The organism is Pedobacter folensis (genome assembly GCF_056490665.1).
The window spans coordinates 124077-142753 of record NZ_JBWJIF010000002.1; the positions used below are offsets into that span (position 1 = coordinate 124077).

At 38.3% G+C, this 18677-nt stretch carries 14 protein-coding genes; 6 read left to right on the plus strand and 8 right to left on the minus strand.

Going from position 1 to position 18677, the window contains the following annotated elements; genetic code table 11:
* Positions 1–20: 20 nt before the first annotated feature.
* The 3 genes from AC04QZ_RS09120 to AC04QZ_RS09130 all read right to left on the minus strand — a co-directional run bounded on the left by AC04QZ_RS09120 (position 21) and on the right by AC04QZ_RS09130 (position 3094).
* Positions 21–764 carry a shikimate dehydrogenase family protein gene (locus AC04QZ_RS09120; RefSeq protein WP_478357509.1) on the minus strand — a complete coding sequence of 248 codons (744 nt, stop codon included), beginning with the start codon at positions 762–764 and terminating at the stop codon, positions 21–23.
* A 98-nt stretch (positions 765–862) separates the two neighbouring features.
* Positions 863–1630, minus strand: coding sequence for a phosphosulfolactate synthase (locus AC04QZ_RS09125; protein WP_086548216.1), 768 nt, complete (start codon positions 1628–1630; stop codon positions 863–865).
* Between the two features lie 60 nt (positions 1631–1690).
* Positions 1691–3094 carry a tetratricopeptide repeat protein gene (locus AC04QZ_RS09130; RefSeq protein ID WP_086548217.1) on the minus strand — a complete coding sequence of 468 codons (1404 nt, stop codon included), beginning with the start codon at positions 3092–3094 and terminating at the stop codon, positions 1691–1693.
* Between the two features lie 250 nt (positions 3095–3344).
* On the opposite strand from AC04QZ_RS09130, the gene AC04QZ_RS09135 reads away from it, so the two are divergent.
* The gene (locus tag AC04QZ_RS09135; protein ID WP_478357510.1) at positions 3345–3803 is read left to right on the plus strand and encodes a nuclear transport factor 2 family protein; all 459 of its coding nucleotides are present in this window, start codon (positions 3345–3347) and stop codon (positions 3801–3803) included.
* A 251-nt stretch (positions 3804–4054) separates the two neighbouring features.
* On the opposite strand, the gene AC04QZ_RS09140 is transcribed toward AC04QZ_RS09135, so the two are convergent.
* On the minus strand, positions 4055–6565 hold the full coding sequence (locus AC04QZ_RS09140; RefSeq protein ID WP_478357511.1) for a M1 family aminopeptidase: 2511 nt from the start codon (positions 6563–6565) through the stop codon (positions 4055–4057).
* 249 nt (positions 6566–6814) lie between these two features.
* A complete protein-coding gene (locus AC04QZ_RS09145; RefSeq protein WP_478357512.1) occupies positions 6815–7696 on the minus strand; it encodes a TraB/GumN family protein in 882 nt (293 codons plus the stop codon).
* Between the two features lie 212 nt (positions 7697–7908).
* Between AC04QZ_RS09145 and amaB the strand changes: the two genes are divergently transcribed.
* The gene (gene amaB, locus AC04QZ_RS09150) at positions 7909–9450 is read left to right on the plus strand and encodes an L-piperidine-6-carboxylate dehydrogenase (RefSeq protein ID WP_478357513.1); all 1542 of its coding nucleotides are present in this window, start codon (positions 7909–7911) and stop codon (positions 9448–9450) included.
* A 210-nt stretch (positions 9451–9660) separates the two neighbouring features.
* Here the strand turns inward: amaB and AC04QZ_RS09155 are convergent, their stop codons facing one another.
* Complete coding sequence (locus AC04QZ_RS09155) at positions 9661–10302, minus strand: GIN domain-containing protein (RefSeq protein WP_478357514.1); 642 nt, start codon at positions 10300–10302, stop codon at positions 9661–9663.
* A 247-nt stretch (positions 10303–10549) separates the two neighbouring features.
* Positions 10550–12361, minus strand: coding sequence for a DUF4153 domain-containing protein (locus tag AC04QZ_RS09160; protein ID WP_478357515.1), 1812 nt, complete (start codon positions 12359–12361; stop codon positions 10550–10552).
* A gap of 136 nt (positions 12362–12497) precedes the next feature.
* On the opposite strand from AC04QZ_RS09160, the gene AC04QZ_RS09165 reads away from it, so the two are divergent.
* From AC04QZ_RS09165 to AC04QZ_RS09180, 4 genes are all read left to right on the plus strand, one after another.
* The gene (locus AC04QZ_RS09165; protein WP_478357516.1) at positions 12498–15296 is read left to right on the plus strand and encodes an outer membrane beta-barrel protein; all 2799 of its coding nucleotides are present in this window, start codon (positions 12498–12500) and stop codon (positions 15294–15296) included.
* A 5-nt stretch (positions 15297–15301) separates the two neighbouring features.
* Positions 15302–16084 carry a GLPGLI family protein gene (locus AC04QZ_RS09170; RefSeq protein ID WP_478357517.1) on the plus strand — a complete coding sequence of 261 codons (783 nt, stop codon included), beginning with the start codon at positions 15302–15304 and terminating at the stop codon, positions 16082–16084.
* Between the two features lie 54 nt (positions 16085–16138).
* A complete protein-coding gene (locus tag AC04QZ_RS09175) occupies positions 16139–16708 on the plus strand; it encodes a Crp/Fnr family transcriptional regulator (protein WP_478357518.1) in 570 nt (189 codons plus the stop codon).
* A 189-nt stretch (positions 16709–16897) separates the two neighbouring features.
* On the plus strand, positions 16898–17332 hold the full coding sequence (locus AC04QZ_RS09180) for a carboxymuconolactone decarboxylase family protein (protein ID WP_478357519.1): 435 nt from the start codon (positions 16898–16900) through the stop codon (positions 17330–17332).
* 109 nt (positions 17333–17441) lie between these two features.
* On the opposite strand, the gene AC04QZ_RS09185 is transcribed toward AC04QZ_RS09180, so the two are convergent.
* A complete protein-coding gene (locus AC04QZ_RS09185; RefSeq protein WP_478357520.1) occupies positions 17442–18626 on the minus strand; it encodes a class I SAM-dependent rRNA methyltransferase in 1185 nt (394 codons plus the stop codon).
* Positions 18627–18677: the final 51 nt, after the last annotated feature.

The window sequence follows — 18677 nt, forward strand, 5'->3', positions numbered from 1 at the left end:
CGCAATGGCGATAAGTTAGATTATTTATTCCAGATTGCCCAGGCTTTTTCTGCTTGCTTGTACAGCATTTCCAAACCGTTTTTAATGACTGCACCACGTTCGGCGGCTTTAGCCAAAAATGCGGTCTCCAGCGGATTATACACTAAATCGTAAGCTAAATATCCTGGCCCAAGCAAGCTGTAATCAATTTCGGGAAAGGTATCTACATTTGGCGACATCCCCAAAGGCGTGGTATTGATTAGTAACTGGTGTGAGGCCAAAATCTCCGGGCTAACTTCCGAATATAGAATAGCACCTGGAACAGCCGTTCGCACCACCACCTGATATTGGATATTTAATTTTTCTAAAACATACTTAACCGCTTTCGCCGCACCGCCATCGCCAAAAACAAGCGCTTTTGTATGTTGAGGTCCTAATAATGGCTTTAGCGATTCTTCAAAGCCATATGCATCGGTATTATAACCTTTTAGATAGTTTTTTCCTTCAAAACTTTTGATCGAAATACAATTTACAGCACCAATTTTTTCTGCAGCTTCGTCTACTTCATTTAAATAGCAAAGCACGTTAACTTTATGCGGAATAGTTACATTAAGGCCACACAGCAAAGGATTTTCATTCAGCAGATCGGGCAGCGATTTAATATCGGCAATAGGGAAAAGCTCATATTGATGTCCGGCTATGCCCTCATTTTGAAATTTTTCTGTGAAATATTTTTTCGAGAAAGAATGAGAAAGGGGATATCCGATTAAGCCGTATGTTTTCATAAGCGTATTTACGTCATTGCGAGGCACGAAGCCATCTTAATGTGATAGAAATACTACCAACAGATTGCTTCGTGCCTCGCAATGACGATTTTTGTCTTTTATTTTACTTGGTTCAGAAAATAGTCAAAAGTATCTCCACGTAGTCCTAAACGAATAGTTTCTAAAGGAATCACTTCTGCCGGGGCAATATTACCAAGGTTTACATTGCTACCGATTAATTTAATAAACCAAACTTGTTGTTCTTTTTGAGGGGCCTCCCAGATAATGGTTTCTTCAGGAATCTGCGTTAGAATTTCATCAACCAGTCCTTCACGCACTTCGCCGCTACCCCGGTAAATACCTACATTACCGCCTTCGCGGGCTTCGGCAATTACCTTCCACGATCCCGCTTCAATTTCGGCCTGCATTAATTTAATCCACTTGTATGGGGCAAATATTTTAGCAGCATCTTTACTGCCCACTTCAGAAATAACGGTTACCTGTTTAGCCAGTTCACGGATAAACTCACATTTTTTATCGTGCTCAATTTCGATAGAACCATCAGAAACTTCTGCATATTCCATCCCGTATTGATCTAATACACGTTGATAATCTGAAAACTGGTTACGGATGATAAAGGCTTCAAATAATGTTCCACCGAAATAGGTAGGAATGCCTGCACTTTTATATAAAGCTAATTTTTCTTTAAGGTTTGGTGTTACGTGTGATGTGGCCCAACCTAATTTTACGATATCTGTATGTACGCCGGCAACTTCAATAAAATCTTCAACCTGGCGTAGGCTCAATCCCTTATCCATAACCATTGTTAAGCCTTTTTGGCGTGGTTTAGCTGGACGTTCGGGAACGTTTAATAATGGATAATTCATATGCGTACAAAAGTGAAAAAAATTTTGAGATTTATTTGTTAAATTTTTCTCACAAGGTCGTTACCTTATATATCTGTTTATAACGTTCAAAATGGCACTATTATCCTGCAATTGTGGCAAATATTCAAATAAAATATAGTGTTTATCAGGGTCAGTTGTTAAAGCCGTTTCTAAATATCCCAGCGCATCGCTATAGTTCCCTAAGGCAAAAAGATAGGCTACCATCCGGTAATACAGTTCTGCTGCTTCGGGGTTATTCTTAATCGCCTCTGCCATCGTTTCCGATGCCTCCAGCAATTTGCCCTGCTCGTAAAGTACGGTACTAAAATCTAACCAGGCTTCAATATCTAAAGGATTAAACTCCAATACTTTTTCATAAGCTTCAATCGATTCATCAATCTGGCCTAATTTGTAATAAGCATCGGCCATGGCAAACCAGAAATCTGGATTTTCGGCTTCTAAATCGATTGCTTTTTTATAAAAATGCAAGGATTCGAAATAACGTTCTTCAAAATTCAGTGTAACACCAATCCCAAACCAGGCATCTGCCATTTTAGGATCCATTTTTACCGATTTTTTGTAGTATGAACGGGCTTCGTCCATTTTCTCCAGTTTTTCGTAACACTCACCAATGGCACAATAGGTATCGGCATTGGGTTGTTCGTATTCGAAAGTCTGTTTGTAAACCTCTATCGCCTCGTCATATTTATCGAGTTGAACCAAAGCATTACCTTTATTAAAATACGCCGAGCTAAAATCCTCTTTAATGAGAATCGCATAATCATATGCGTCAATCGCTTTTTCGAAAAGGTTCAACTTGTGGAAACTGTTGCCTAAATTATACCAGGCCGCATAAGAATACGGATCGGTATCGATGTATTGCTGATAAAACTTGATACTTTCTTCTTGTTTATCTAACACATCGTAACAGAAAGCCAGCTCATACAAACCATCCTGGTTTTCCATATTCTGCTCTAAACTGAGTTTAATATAGGTAATGGCGCTTTCATAATCGCTCATGCTCTGGTAAACATAAGCCATTTGCAATAAAATCTCATCGGTACTTTCGGCCAGTCCCAAAGCTTTTTCATAATTTTCCAAAGCCTCGTCAAAACGTTCGGTATTTTGAAAAATATTACCGCGAAGCAAATAAATATCTGGTTCAGACGGTTCTAAAAGCTCGGCTTTCTGCAAAGCAATAAAAGCCTTTTCGTGGTTGTTGGTTAAAATGTAAAGGTGAGCCTGTTTGATTAAAAACACAGTAGCATAAGGGTGTTGACTGATTGCAAAATCAACTACCTGCAAAGCTTTGACCGGATCATTTTTCTCAATGTAGAAATCTACAATGTATTCGAATGCCCCTGCATCGAAGAAATACTGATCCTGGTTGCGGAGCATTTCTTCGTAACGTTCTACCGAGCGTTGTGCATCTTCGTTGGATTCAAAAAAGAATTCTTCTTCCATATATTATACTATTAAAGAACCGTGCCAATTAGCAGAAAAACACATTATAAGTTTACAAGTTTTAATTATCCGTTTTTAAAATAATTATTAACATCAATCGGCTAAAACAGCGTAAATAGCTGACTATAAAGCGTATTGACTGTGATTAAGATGTGTGGATAATCGATAGATTTTGTGCAACATCGCGGTTCCTTTTCCCTTCTTTGACAAAAATACTATAAATTTATGGTATATACGTAATGAAGAAGTCATGAAAGGATTAGTCATTTTTGCCCTGTTTTTATGCTGTTTTGCTACAAATGGCTTTGCACAAAGCGATGAGGAAAACGCCATCAAAAAAACGATAAACAACCTTTTTACCGGGATGAAAGGTGGAGACAGCACATTAACCCGAAGCGCATTTGCACCAGCAGCGATCATGCAAACCATCGCCAACAAAGCCGGTAAAGTAAGTGTCCGCACAGAATCTGTTAACGACTTTATCAAATTTATTGCCACTCCGCACCAGGAAAAGTACGATGAGCGTATTGTTTTTACGAAAATATTAATCGATGGCCCCTTGGCCGCGGTTTGGACAGACTATAAATTTTATCTCGGCGAAAAATTTAGTCATTGCGGGGTAAATTCCTTTCAGCTGGTAAAAGGAGATCAGGGCTGGCAGATTGTTTATATTATCGATACCAGGAGAAAAGATAATTGCAACCAATAATTTTTATAGCTAAGTTATTGGTGTTTTTTGGAAAGCAAAACCTGGAACACATTTAATGTTAGTAGGGCTTTTCGTTATAGTCCCGACTTTAAAGGAAAATCGGAAGCTGCCACTGCAATCCCGTTTATAAAACACCTTTTTCTGCTACTGTTCAGGGTTGCTAGTGCACAAACCGTTTAGCAGGAAGGATTGGAAATAGAAAGAGCCGGCCATGATTCCATGCCAGCTCTTTTCTATATGAGATTTACTATTTATTCTTTTTCCAGATCTGCTGCGCCTTTTTTAAATAATTCGGCCTGCTTGCTCAGGTTTGCTTTAGCATCACCGCTTACCGCAGCAGCTTGTTGTGTTTTAGCCTGCGCAGCTGCAGCATAGGCACCGGCAAGTTGTTTATTTAAATAGGTTTGTAATTTTAACCTTTCGATGGCGCTGCTAATGTTCATTATGCCCTTTTCGGTAACCGCAGGGTTATTGTTGGCCCTCAGATACTGAAAATACTGACCAACTACAGCGAAAACTTTATTCTTATCGCCTGTTAGCATTATATTATCATAAAATGCCTGATATTCATCCTTTGGTTCGTTAATGTATAACAATGCAATAGACGGTGCAATGTGTGCTTTCGTATCTTCATCTAACAACGCTACAGCAGCGATGCTCTCTTGTGGTGCCAGTTTGGCCAAACCATCAACACCTGCAGCAATTACTTTGTACGATCTGTCTTTTAGACTTGCCAACACTAAAGTTTTATAAGCCTGATCGCCGGTTTCAGCCAATTTCACAATGGCAGCTGCTCTTACTTCGGTGTTTTTATCCGTTTTAGCAATCTGAAGTAAAATAGGCAAAGCTGCTGCTTTAATCTGAGCATCTGCTAAGTTAATGCCATCAATACTTAAAGCGCGTAAATCAGCAGATTTATCTTTTAAACCTTCCAACAACACCAGCTGACCGCTTTTAGCTTTGCTCTGCATGATAAATTGCAGGGCTTCAATTCTATTGGCATAACTAGGGGCATTTTTGTATTGGAAATAATAGTTTTCAGCAGTTTTATTGTCGTTGGTTTCGCCCACTAAAATTTTATCTGCATCAAAATCGATTAAATCGGGTTTAGCACTCACCTCAAAACTAAAATTCTGCTCACGGCTATTGATCAGGATTTCTTTTCTGATTTTTTTTCCGCCGGCATAAATATCAACTTTGATCGGCAGGGTAAAGGTCTGTACGCTCGCATCTTGTGTTTGTTTAACCTTAATTGTGGCTTTACCGTTTTCGTAACCGTAATCGATGCTTAAAACCGGGTGACCTCCATTGTAATACCACTGATTAAAATAAGGGCTCCAATCTTTTCCGGTAACCTCTTCCATGGCTAAACGCAACTGGTGTGTTTCGCCATTTTTAAGTGCATTGGTAGTGAGGTAACGGTTAAGCGATTTGTAGAAGGCGGCATCGCCCATCTGATTTTTTAAAGCATACAAAATAATCGATCCTTTCGAGTAACTCACATTATCGAACATATCTTCTTTATCGCCATAATGAAAACGTGCCAATACTGGGCTTTCTCCATTTTTTGTCGATCCTAAATAAGACTGCAATTTACTGTAACGCGATTTATCTTCCGCATCCTGCCCTTCATCATGCCCATGCCAGATCACTTCGCCAAAGGTGGCAAAAGATTCGTTCATGGTTAAGTTAGACCACGACTCTGCGGTTACGTAATCGCCAAACCATTGGTGAAAAAGTTCATGTGCAATAGTTCCTTCTTCATTTTCATCCAATAACTCCCGATCGGTTTTTTGTACCTGCTCGCCGTGTAAAGTAGCCGTAGTATTTTCCATTGCGCCCGAAACGTAATCTCTGGCGACCACCTGTGCATATTTGTTCCATGGATAATCTACCCCTAACAAATTGCTGTAAAACTGGATCATATCCGGCGTTTTACCAAAAATTTGCTTCGCATAAGGTGCAAATTTTGGTTCCAGGTAATAACTGACTTCCTTGCCTTTATAGGTATCTTTTGTTACTTTGAATTCACCCACAGCCATCATAAACAAATATGGTGAGTGGGGAAGATCCATTTTCCAGGTATCAGTCCGGGTTCCATCTGCATTGGCTTTCTGGCTCACCAGTTTTCCGTTAGAAAGTGTGGTGTATTTCGATTTTACCGTGATCGAAATCTCTTCAGTAGTTTTCTGATCAGGCTTATCGATCGTCGGAAACCATGCCGAAGACGATTCTGTTTCGCCCTGTGTCCAGATCTGTGTTGGCTTATTTTTATCTGTACCATCCGGGTTAATAAAATATAACCCTTTAGCATCGGTTATGGCTGCACTTCCCTTTACTTTTAATTCATCAGGTTTAGCAGTATAAGCGATATACACGGTATACTTTTCCGTATTGGTATATTTTTTATTTAAAGTGATATACAGCTTATTATCATTGTAAACATACTTAAGCGGGGTATTTCCTTTTGCGCCAACCAATGCAACAGTTTTAATATCCATACCCTGCGCATCCAGGGTTAAAGAGTCTGTAGCGTAAAAATGAGGTTTTAAAGTAAGCCATTCTTTACCATGAAGATATCGTTTAGCATAATCAAAAGATACATCGAGTTTGGTATGCACCAGATCGTTAACTTTAGTTGCAGTTACCCGGTAAATATTTAGGTTGTTCGATTTTTCTACAGGCTGTTCCTGCGCAAAAAGTGGATTAGCCATAAAGGCCGAAGCCAGCAGCACGCCACAGGCAATAATTCTTTTATTCATTTTTATGTTGTTACAAATTAGCTTTACTTTAAACACGGCTGTTTGTGCTAAGTAAAGACGCAAATGTAGTCGCCTTTAGTTTGTTTTTACAAATTCATTGAAATATTTAGTTCATGCACACACTTGCTATTTTTTTTACACCTGAAAAATTGAAGCATTAACAATGGGTGATTTTTCCTGTCAGCCGTTGATTAAAACCTTAACTACCTTAATTTCTCAATGGTTATTGATGACCAATATTTAATAAACCTAATTGGTTGGTACAGGTTTCAACACGTAACCTTTAAGCTGCAGCCCTTTTATCAAGCCTTCGGTACCCACCAAATGACCTGCCCCAACGGCTATAAATAGTGACTGGTTTTGCATCAGGGTTGGTAATTGATCCAACCATCTTTTATTCCGGTTTTTTAAGAGTTCTGTCATAAACTCTTTAGTCTCTTCATCTTGAATTTTAAAGAAATCGGTTAATTTATCGATGTTCTGGGTAAGATAATAGGTTTTTAACTCCTGCATTTTCTGTTTGCTTTTAGCAATTTCTCTCACCGATTTTAAGAGCGCTTTTTTTTGCTTCTGTAAATCGCCGTCAAATAAAAGTGCTGCCTGGTATTCGGCAGTTTCTAATCCGATCAGCGATTTCGCATTTTTTTTGGCATAATTCTGAAAACTATTATCCAGTCCTTCTCCAACATCTTTTAGCATATCCGGATTGTCAAAAAGCATGATCATTAGCGATACCATTGCCGGTTTAAAGTTATTGAGTTCCTTTAATTCAAACCCGGGTTGCCTGGTTTTAAAGTAGTCTTCTACCTCTTTAAATTCTGCTTTTGTCAATAAACTATCGAGTGTATTGTTTTTCATCATTAAAAATGGCGCCATCCTCTTTTGTATGGTACTGTCCATTACAATTTCACCTACTACTGCATCGGCCGATTTCAATTTCTCTTGCAAAACCTTCATGGTATCCGCAAATTTTGCAGGTATCAGGTGATGTGTTCCAAATAAATAAGACGGTTTTTTTAATCCGTTGCCTGAAATTTCCCACAACAGTGAGTTCGAACCCTTCGTAGTTTGCGCACAGAGCACAGTGCTGAACCCCAGCAAAATGATCAGTAATACTTTTATATTTTTCATTCTATTTCTATTAGGTAGTTGTTTTATTTTATCGGCATTATTTTGGAAAACTACATTAATTTACACCGCAAAACAAAAAATACTAATTTGACATCCTCTTTTATTTACCCTGTTATCTTTAAAGCAAGGTATTAAAGATTGTAGCAATTTAAGGCCCTGAATTAACCCGCTTTCTCTTATTTTTTCGTTTTTTTGTATAAATCGTTAGCTATATGACAACAGATATTCAATCCATTTTAAACAAATTGGGCATTAATGCCAGTAATGCCGCCTATAGTACCGGCAGCAATTGGGGTGGTGAACTTAATGTAAACACATTAGAAAGTTTTTCTCCCGTTGATGGCAAACTGATTGCTTCGGCTAAGGTTGCAACTGCTGATGATTATGATGCTGTTGTACTTAAAGCACAGGAAGCATTTACAGCCTGGCGCTCCGTTCCGGCTCCAAAAAGAGGTGAAATTGTGCGGCAGTTTGGTGATGCATTGCGTGAAAATAAAGATGCCCTAGGTACTTTGGTTTCTTACGAAATGGGGAAAAGTTTACAGGAAGGTTTTGGTGAAGTACAGGAAATGATTGATATCTGCGATTTTGCAGTGGGTTTATCCCGACAGCTTTATGGCTTAACCATGCACAGCGAACGCCCAAGCCACCGCATGTACGAACAATGGCATCCATTGGGTATTGTAGGAATCATTTCTGCCTTTAATTTTCCTGTAGCCGTTTGGAGCTGGAATACTGCCCTGGCCTTGGTTTGTGGTAATGTTTGCATCTGGAAACCATCTGAAAAAACTCCGCTAACCGCCATTGCCTGTCAACATATTATTGCAAAGGTTTTTAAAGATAACGACATAGCCGAAGGGGTTTGTAATCTCATTTTAGGCGATAGGGAAGTTGGCGAACGCATGACAAATGATGGCCGTATCCCATTAATTTCTGCCACCGGATCGACGCGAATGGGTAAGGCGGTTGGCGCCGCCGTTGGTGCACGATTAGGAAAAAGCTTGCTGGAGCTTGGCGGCAATAATGCCATTATCATTTCAGAACATGCCGATTTAGACATGAGTTTAATTGGTGCTGTTTTTGGTGCCGTTGGTACCGCAGGTCAGCGTTGCACTTCTACCAGAAGACTAATTATCCACGAAAGCGTATATGATGCTTTTACCGCAAAACTGGTTAAAGCTTACGGACAATTGCGCATTGGCGATCCTTTAGATCAAAATAACCATGTGGGCCCATTGATTGATACCGATGCGGTTGCGGCCTACCTCGATTCGATAGCAAAATGTAAGGCTGAAGGCGGTAATTTTGTGGTAGAAGGCGGCGTTTTATCGGGCGATGCCTATACCAGCGGGTGTTATGTAAAACCGTGTATTGCGGAAGTTCAGAATGATTTCAAAATTGTTCAGCACGAAACATTTGCGCCGATTTTATACCTGATTAAGTACAAAACATTAGATGAGGCCATTGCTTTACAAAATGGCGTACCACAGGGATTATCATCGGCCATCATGACCTTGAATTTAAGGGAGGCTGAGCAGTTCTTATCGGCTAAAGGATCTGACTGTGGTATCGCCAATGTAAATATTGGTACTTCAGGCGCAGAAATTGGTGGTGCTTTTGGCGGCGAAAAAGAAACAGGTGGTGGCCGGGAAAGTGGATCGGATGCCTGGAGAGCTTATATGCGCAGGCAAACCAATACCATCAATTATTCGAATACTTTGCCATTGGCACAGGGTATAAAATTTGATTTGTAAACAATCGTTATTGCAAGGAAGTACGACTGCCCGTCCGGACTTTTGGGAGAAGCAATGTTTTTGATTATGAGCAATCGTTGCAAGATTGCTTCCCCGAAAGGTCGGGACAAGCTGTCGGCTGAAAAAGCCTTCTTCCAATGACGACAGCTGCATAAAAAAGGCACTAAATTTAAAATTTAGTGCCTTTAGGGTAAAATATATGATGGAGGATTAGAATAGTTTTTCTAATAGATCTACTTGCAAATCATCGTAGCGTGATTTATTATTGTTGGCTAAAACTGATTTATCGGTTACTTTAATTGTGCTTTCCTGAGCGGTAAAATTACCCATTTTAATTTCAGAACCTGATCCGATTAATGCCGAATGTGTTTCTGAAGAACCGGTTAACTTCAATGATGCAGTATCTTTAAGCTCAGTTGACAAGTTAACAGCATTGGCTGTTATATCTGCAGATGCTTTATCGTTTAAAACCACATTTAAGTTTAACAGATTAAAATTGCCTGCAGTACTTACTGTTGCGGTGTTCGATGCTTCAATAGCAGTTAAATTATTGACGTGGGCAATTACAGTTAAGGTATTTTTATCGAAAGAACTGATTCTAAGTTCTTCTCCTTGTTGCTGCACCAGGGCATTTTTGGTATAATACTGATCGTAAACTTCAACGCTTTCTTTAACATCCTGAACCAGGATCAATTTAACATTTCCAGTTACTACAATTTTTGCAACATTTTTAACCTGTGTAATCGCGGTATAATGTGCATTATTTTCTGTAGCGTTTGCTACTCCTGTTGCGCTACTTAAAGTAACCATTACCAATGCAGCTGCGAATAAATTTTTAATAGAAGTTCTCATGACTTTAATATTTTATATTGTATAATATTTTGTTTTAAATCCCTAGTTATTAGGTGGTTTTGTAATTAAGACTGCTAACGATCAAAAACGTTTCAGCCCGTTTTTCGCTATTATACCATGAGCTTGTATTTATAGACGAACGCCAAATTAACCTATACGAAAAGGGGTTGATTTTTTAAATCCAACAAAAAAAAATGGCCAGTCTATTTAGCGACCAGCCATTTATTGGAAATTAGGTTTAGATAGTTTAAAGCTTTTTAATCAGCAGATAACTTTTTGCCTCAAACCATAAATTGGCATCATGATCATTTTCATAATACGTACCCTGCAATGAAGTCACCACAATGGTATAGTTATACCCATTAATGTTTTTAGAAACACTCATCAGCTTCGCTGGATACAAGTATTCCTGTTTCTTACCAGAGGCTTTTAAAGCCCCGTTTTCATATGCTTTTCTAGCCTGGCCGAACACTTCTTTTAAATCGATGTATAGTGCTTCTTGATTATTAACCAATAGCGAAATTTTTGAACTGATTTTATTTGTGGTTAAATCTGTACCGTAAAACCGTGTTACTTTTTTCTCTGGGTATCCGTTTAATTCAATCAGATAATCATAGCCCTTAACGCTTAAAACCTGGTTTTCATCATTTTGAAGGGTAATGCTCACACCTGGATCATATTCCAAAACACCTTTAACCTTAAAAATTGCTAATGCTGTATCTACCTTGTTCATCCGCATGCTATAGCGATAGTTATTGGTACCATCTATCCTTTCCTCTATTTTACTAAGGTCTTTTTTAGTAAAAGGCTGTAGCGTTTTTAATCCATGTGTATACACAAGATACCTGATTACCGCCGGCTTTTCTCTAATATCGTCTTTTTTCTTGCTGTTCATTATCCGCTTTAAACGGCTTAGCTGCGAATATTTAGATACAGAAAAAGCACTTTGCGGACCATATGTAGCCAACAGCGAAATGATACACAAACTTATTGGGATTACCTTAATGTTCTGTTTTTTACTAAAAAGAAAATAGATGGTTATACCCGCCAGCCATAGTGCAAGTGCCGTTAAAACGTAGCGGCTTTCTGTTATACCATAATGACCAACCCTTTTCCAAACGGCAAGTAATAAAAGTACTACCAGTGGTATCATCATGACATAAAAGAACCTGGAAAATAATTTAATCCAACTATTGCCGTCCGTTTCTTTAACCGGATAAACCAGTAGCAACGATAAAATTCCAAAAACGGCATAGCCTAAAATCAAGCTTGATACCAAACCTTTTGGCAGCTCCCACAACGCAGCAATTTTGATCTCATAGACCAGCAAAATCGCTAAATATATCGTTACCAGCGGAATAAGCACAAATTGAGCAAATATTTTTAAGCCTTTCGGATAACTATGATCTTCTTCCAGTAATTTATAATCAGTTGGGATTCCTGCTAAAAAGAAAGTAGTATTAAACCCGGCACTAATAATGGCAAATAAAGTCATGTATGTTTGCCATTTTATGTCGGCATTAAACAATTCATCAATGGCAACCAACGCAATTGCCAATCCTGCAAATAGTACAGCTGAGTAAAGTGCTGAGGTAAGAAACCGAAGGAAAAGCGCTTTATTAAACTGCCAGAAGCCATTTACTTTTTCTTGACCGATAAACGGTGCAAATGCTACCAGCAAATGAAATGCAAAAGCAAATAAGAAAATGCGGTAAAGATCTGCTGAATAGTTTGAAGGATCGAGACTGAAGTAAAGCAATACACCGGTCAATAAGCCGCCTAAACGTAGCAGCCACTTTTTCTTTAATGAGTATTGATTTCGTTCTGAAATTAAATCCAGTGCTAATACGAGTGTAAGCGCCAGATTTAAAATAGCAACGGCCTTTATTAAATGATCTTTTAAATTCTCATTCTGTTCTGAATAGTTTCGATAATCAGAAATATGTATATAATAACACCAGCACAATGTAGCTGCAACCGCAAAAATAATTTGTAAGGGGAAACGCTTAATTACATTTACGAATCCCAGGTATAGCTGTTGAAGAGAGGGTAATTTCATCTGATTTTTTTTACTAAAGATATCATGTTTTGTGTTTAATGGCTAAGCATCAGTTTGAAATTGTTAAAAAAGGTTAAAACATTACATACAACTAACATATTAGTTTTATATTCGTCGGATCAAACCAAATCTATCTATGAAACGTTTATTCCTCTCGTTGTGCCTTTTTGTTTTTATCACGACTTATGCAAAAGCACAGAACCTTCATACCATTAAAGGCCGAACGATTGATACTGCATCCACAACGCTTTTATCAGGAACATCTGTTGCCGTTTTAAATGCAAAAGATTCTACACTGGTAAAATTTACGCGGGCAGCAGAAAATGGCTCATTCGAACTTAGCGGAATTAAAAACGGGAAGTTTATTTTATTGGTTTCTTATCCGAAATATGCAGATTTTGTAGATCATTTTACGCTCGATTCTACCACCCAGGTCAAAGATTACGGAAAGATTAATCTTACCGGGATGGCTAAAATCCTTGCCGACGTAATTATTAAAGGAAACAGAACCGCTATAAAAATTAAAGGCGATACCACCGAGTTTGACCCCAAGGCCTTCAATATCGAACCCAACTCTAAAGTTGAAGATCTACTTAAACAGTTCCCTGGCTTTCAGATAGATAAGGATGGGAAAATTACGGCTCAAGGTAAAACTGTTCCGAAGGTATTGGTAGATGGGGAAGAGTTTTTTGGCGACGATCCAACACTGGTAACTAAAAATCTTCGGGCAGATATGGTAGAATCTGTTCAGCTTTACGATAAAGCCAGTGATCAGGCTAGTTTTACAGGCATTGATGATGGCGAAAAAACCAAAACACTTAATATTAAACTTAAAGAAGATAAAAAGAATGGTTATTTCGGTAAACTACAAGGCAGTTATGGTACCAAAGATTTTTATCAGGGACAGGCCATGTTTAATAAATTTTGGGGCAAAAAGAAATTTTCGGCCTATGGCATTTTAGGCAATAATGGTACGGTAGGTTTAGGCTGGGACGACCGGGATAAATATGGAGCCTCTGGCGGGATGACCATGACTGATGATGGTGGAATGTATTTTAGCAGCGGAGGCGATGATTTTGATAGTTATGACGGACAGTATAATGGCCAGGGTTTACCGATAGCCCGAACGGGAGGTTTGCATTTCGACAACAAATGGAACAAGGATAAAGAATCGTTAAATACGAATTATAAGATCGGGTCAATCAGGGTTCAGGGTGATCGAAACTCAATCAGTCAGAATAATTTAGCATCTGGTGTGCAAAACAATACCTCAGATGAAGTTTTCGATAATGACATGTTCAGACAAAAGCTGGACGCCATGTATGAGCTAAAAATCGATACGACTTTAACCATGAAAGTTAATGTTGACGGGGCATTGAAAAAAAGCAATACCTCAAACATTTTTAAAACTTTAACTACCGGTGAAAATGAGAAATTTCTAAATTCATCAAACAGGACACTAACCAATGAGGTAGACGATCAGAGCTTTAACATGAACGTTTTGTTCACCAAAAAATTAAAGAAAAAAGGACGTACCTTATCATTAAACTTAAATCAATCGATCAACAAAAGTAATAGTGAAGGCTATTTAAATTCCCTAAACACACGGGCAACCCAAACAGGAAATATAGACAGTCTTACCAATCAGTTAAAAACCAACGATATTACCAATAGTGCCTTTAAGTTAAATGCAGTATACACTGAACCACTTTCAAAAACTTTAACCGTAATTATCAACTATGGCTTGACTTTAATGAATGGAAAATCGGATCGGCTATCCTTTAATCAATCTGGCAGTGGCCGATACGATATTTTAGATACCCTTTACAGTAACAACTTTGAACTGAACCAGACCATTAATCAGGCTGGTGCCATCTTCAACTATAAAAAAGGCAAAACGGTTATCAATTTTGGGTCGAAGTTTAGTGGTGTAAATTTTAAGCAGGATGATATTTACCATAATAAATCCTATGTAAGAAACTTTATTAATTATATGCCGCAGGCAACTTACCAATATCGTTTTTCACAGCAAAAATCACTACGGATTAGTTATAACGGGAATACCAACCAGCCTACACTTGATCAACTTCAGCCAGTTAGGGTAAATAATGACCCATTTAATGTTGTAGAAGGAAATCAAGACTTAAGGCCATCATTCAGAAGCAATGTTAATGCGAGTTATAACTCTTACAAAGTTTTAACCAACCAATCGATTTGGTTAAACGGTTCTTATAGCTTTACAACCAATCCCATTATTAGCGATGTAACCACTGATGGTGTTGGTAAAAGTACCTACCGTTACATTAACTACAATGATAAAATGCAGACAAACTTTTATTTGTATGCACAGATAAGCCGGAAAATAAACGCGCTTGGCGAAATAAACGTCGGTTTAAATGTTAACGCAAATGGAAATTCCTCTTATAACTTTATTACCACTGATTTAGGAAGAACCTTAAATAACACTAAAAACTACAGCTACGGCGGGGGTGTCAACATCTCAAAATACAAAGATAAAAGTTATAGTTTTTACACCAATTTTGGCCCCTCGTATAATATGGCAAGAGCAAGTATTGGCAGGAATAGTGATGGTTGGGGTTGGCGGGGCTACGCTTCGGGCAATGTGCAATTACCAGGAAAGTTTGAAATATCAACAGATGCGGAATACCAGTACAATGGAAAAACACAAGTGTTAACCGAAAGCTTTGAGCGTCTTATCTGGAATGCATCAGTAAGCAAAAAATTCTTCAAATCAGAAAACTTAAGATTCTCGGCAACTGTAAATGATATTCTTAACCAGAATATTGGTTTTAATCGTTATGCATCTAATACCTCGATTAGCCAAAGCAGTTATACGACCATCAGGAGATACTTAATGTTCTCTGTATCGTGGGATTTTAACAAAATGGGTGGCGGTCTTAAAACACAAAAATAACAAACATGAAAACTACACTAAAATATATCATCTTATTTGCTGTTATTTTCATCAGCAAGAGTTTAATGGCTCAAAATATACACTTCGTAAAAAATGGTGTGATAGAATTTGAGAAAAGATCAAACATGTATGCCTTGATTAAAAAAAGGATCAATAAGGATAATGAGACTTACCTGGCACCCGCTTTTGATCAATACAAGAAGAATAATCCTCAGTTTAAAGTTGCCAGGAGCACACTTAGCTTTAACAGTGATAAAAGTTTGTATAAATGGGCCACTGTAGAAGAAACGGCAAATAACAACTGGTTATCAACAGATGTGCTGGCTGATTTAAAAAATACAATTGCTACAAATTTTAACCAGCAAACCAGTACCACACAAAAAAGTGTGTATGAGGATACTTATTTAGTTAAGGATAGTCTACGGAAGATCAATTGGAAAATTACCGATGAAACAAGAGAAATAGCAGGTTACGAATGCCGTAGGGCAAATGCCATCATTATGGACTCCGTTTATGTTGTGGCTTATTATTCAAACCAGATTGCGGTTTCAGGCGGCCCGGAATCTTTTACGGGATTACCCGGTATGATTTTAGGTTTAGCCCTTCCCCACGAAAATATTACCTGGTTTGCAACTAAAGTAACAGAAGTTACCGTTCCCGAAAAGGACTTAACTGCACCAGTAAAAGGGAAACCAACTGATAACAAAGGCTTAAAAGCCATATTACTTGGCGCGATGAAAAATTGGGGTGAATATGCACATCCCATATATAAGGCATTTTCACTTTAAGCGATTGATTTAGTTTTATAATTATACCTATTTTAGCTCATCATTAGTATAGCTATGTATAGTGCACTTTATAACCACATCAATAGATTTATAGATTTGAGTAACGATGAGCAGGACATTCTTGCCTCGTTTCTCAAATCTTTTTCCGTTAAAAAGAAGGCTTTTTTATTAGAGGAAGGACAAACCTGCAGGGCGAATTATTTTGTGGTAAAAGGCTGCTTAAGGCTTTATTTCATTGATATCAAGGGCGCTGAGCAAACCACCCAATTTGCGATAGAAAACTGGTGGATTACCGATTTAACCAGCTTTCTGTTTCAGGAGCAATCTGAATTTTATATCCAGGCAGCAGAAAGCACTGAAGTGATTGCCATTGAAAATCACCACTATGATGAAATGTTCCACAAATTACCCAAGCTGGAGCGTTATTTTAGATTGATCCTGCAAAAAAACCATCAGGCATCGCAAAGAAGGATAAAATTCCTCTACAGCCAAACCGCTGAAGAAAGATACCGCCATTTTAATAGTTTATTTCCCGAATTTGTACAACGTGTGCCACAGTACATGCTGGCTTCTTATCTCGGCTTTACCCCAGAATTTTTAAGCAAAATCAGAGCGAAGAAATAGAACTTCGTTAACTGCAGCAAACACAGCGTTAGACTCATTTAACATGTCCTACGGAAACACTCGGCGTTAATCCGTGCCTCCGTGGCAAAAAACAGGTCTTTTGATGTTGGCTAATCATTTCTTAAACTACATTAAGTTTTTTGATCGCTAAGATGCAGATCTTTACATCGTAATCAAAAAACAAATAAAATGGAAAGTAGAATTGATATCCCAAAAGTAGAACCTGCAGCTTACCAGGCCATGTACGGTTTAGAGAAATATTTATCAACCAGCAAACTAGACCCAATTCTTTTAGAACTGATTAAAATGCGTGCATCGCAAATTAACGGCTGTGCATTTTGTTTAAATATGCACTCCACTGATGCCCGTAAAATAGGAGAAACCGAACAACGTTTATACTTATTAAATGCCTGGAGAGAAACAACCTTATTTACACCACAAGAAGAAGCTGTTTTAGCCTTAACGGAAGAAGTAACCTTAATTAGTCACCATGTTTCTGATGCAACTTATCAAAAAGCGGCAGGCTTTTTTAATGAGCAGGAATTAGCGCAGATTATTATGGCAATCGTAACCATTAATGCCTGGAACAGGCTAGCCATTACCGCTAAAGTAATGGTTGGATAAAAGATTATTATTTCAGCTGACCACAAAGACATCACACCACCTGGTTAATATTCAAAAAACCTAGTGCTTGGTGTCTTTGTGGTTTAAAATCGATTGGTCAGGCGTTCGTTTATAGTACCCTTAACAACAATCCCTTTAAGTATTCTCCTTCGGGAAAGGAAATCCGAACCGGATGATCTTCTGGCTGGCAGAATTGTTTAATAATCTGAACTTCTTTGCCTGCATCAAGAGCTGCCCAGGCAATAATCTGTTTAAAGGTTTCAATATCAACTGCTCCCGAGCAAGAGAAAGTAGCCAATAAGCCCCCTTTTTCAAGCAACAACATGCCTAAACGGTTTAAATCTTTATAGGCTCTTGCAGCGCGGTCTAATGCCGAACGCGAGGGTGCATATTTGGGTGGATCGAGTACGATCACGTCAAATAATTCTCCTGATTCTTTAAAAGCCCTGAGTTGTTTATTTACATCTGATTGAATGGCCGTTACTTTATCCACATCGAATTTGTTTAGGGCTACGTTCTGTTTTAATGTTTCAACAGCCAAACCCGAACTATCAACACTGGTAATGCTTGCAGCACCTTTCGCCAGGCTGTTCAGGCTAAAACCACCACTGTAACTAAAACAGTCTAAAACTTTTTTACCTTTTGTATAACTGGCCAGAATATGTCTGTTATCGCGCTGATCGCAGTAGAATCCCGATTTTTGTCCTTCGGCAATATTGATGTTATAGGTAATTCCATTCTCTTTTACGGCTAAAAATTCTGGTGGATTTTCGCCCCAAAGTAATCCGTTCTCAATAGGTAAACCTTCATGGGTACGTGCGGTTGCATCACTTTTATCGAAGATCCCTTTCGGTTTTAGTTCTGCTTTTAAAATTTCTACAATCTCCGTTTTAACTTTTTCGATTCCTGAACTTAAAATTTGAAGAGAAAGAAAATCAGCATATTGATCAACAATTAATCCCGGCAGGAAATCGGCTTCACTAAAAACCAGCCGGCAGGTATTGGTCTGCTCGCTTAAAATAAACTGACGCGAAGCGATAGCCTGTTTTAAGCGGTTCTGGTACCAGCTGTTATCAATGGTTTGGGTTTCATCCCATTCTAAAAGACGAACGGCAACACGCGAATTGCTATTGTAGTAACCATAGGCTAGAAACTCATGATCGAAAGCAAAAACTTTTACAACATCTCCATCTTCAGGTTTTCCCTTAACTTTTTCCAATGCACCGGAAAATACCCATGGATGTCTTTGTAATGCCGCTTTTTCTTTGCCTTTCTTTAGTGTGATTTCTACCATGCTGCAAAGGTAATTAAAAGAGGGATAATGTTAAATGTAATATGGAAGATG

What these genes read in the sequence shown, in the direction of transcription:
- AC04QZ_RS09180 (WP_478357519.1), top strand. Translation starts at nt 16,898, where the DNA reads ATGGAAAGTAGAATTGATATCCCAAAAGTAGAACCTGCAGCTTACCAG.
- AC04QZ_RS09125 (WP_086548216.1), bottom strand. Translation starts at nt 1,630, where the DNA reads ATGAATTATCCATTATTAAACGTTCCCGAACGTCCAGCTAAACCACGC.
- AC04QZ_RS09130 (WP_086548217.1), bottom strand. Translation starts at nt 3,094, where the DNA reads ATGGAAGAAGAATTCTTTTTTGAATCCAACGAAGATGCACAACGCTCG.
- AC04QZ_RS09185 (WP_478357520.1), bottom strand. Translation starts at nt 18,626, where the DNA reads ATGGTAGAAATCACACTAAAGAAAGGCAAAGAAAAAGCGGCATTACAA.
- amaB (WP_478357513.1), top strand. Translation starts at nt 7,909, where the DNA reads ATGACAACAGATATTCAATCCATTTTAAACAAATTGGGCATTAATGCC.
- AC04QZ_RS09175 (WP_478357518.1), top strand. Translation starts at nt 16,139, where the DNA reads ATGTATAGTGCACTTTATAACCACATCAATAGATTTATAGATTTGAGT.
- AC04QZ_RS09145 (WP_478357512.1), bottom strand. Translation starts at nt 7,696, where the DNA reads ATGAAAAATATAAAAGTATTACTGATCATTTTGCTGGGGTTCAGCACT.
- AC04QZ_RS09140 (WP_478357511.1), bottom strand. Translation starts at nt 6,565, where the DNA reads ATGAATAAAAGAATTATTGCCTGTGGCGTGCTGCTGGCTTCGGCCTTT.
- AC04QZ_RS09170 (WP_478357517.1), top strand. Translation starts at nt 15,302, where the DNA reads ATGAAAACTACACTAAAATATATCATCTTATTTGCTGTTATTTTCATC.
- AC04QZ_RS09160 (WP_478357515.1), bottom strand. Translation starts at nt 12,361, where the DNA reads ATGAAATTACCCTCTCTTCAACAGCTATACCTGGGATTCGTAAATGTA.
- AC04QZ_RS09135 (WP_478357510.1), top strand. Translation starts at nt 3,345, where the DNA reads ATGAAAGGATTAGTCATTTTTGCCCTGTTTTTATGCTGTTTTGCTACA.
- AC04QZ_RS09155 (WP_478357514.1), bottom strand. Translation starts at nt 10,302, where the DNA reads ATGAGAACTTCTATTAAAAATTTATTCGCAGCTGCATTGGTAATGGTT.
- AC04QZ_RS09120 (WP_478357509.1), bottom strand. Translation starts at nt 764, where the DNA reads ATGAAAACATACGGCTTAATCGGATATCCCCTTTCTCATTCTTTCTCG.
- AC04QZ_RS09165 (WP_478357516.1), top strand. Translation starts at nt 12,498, where the DNA reads ATGAAACGTTTATTCCTCTCGTTGTGCCTTTTTGTTTTTATCACGACT.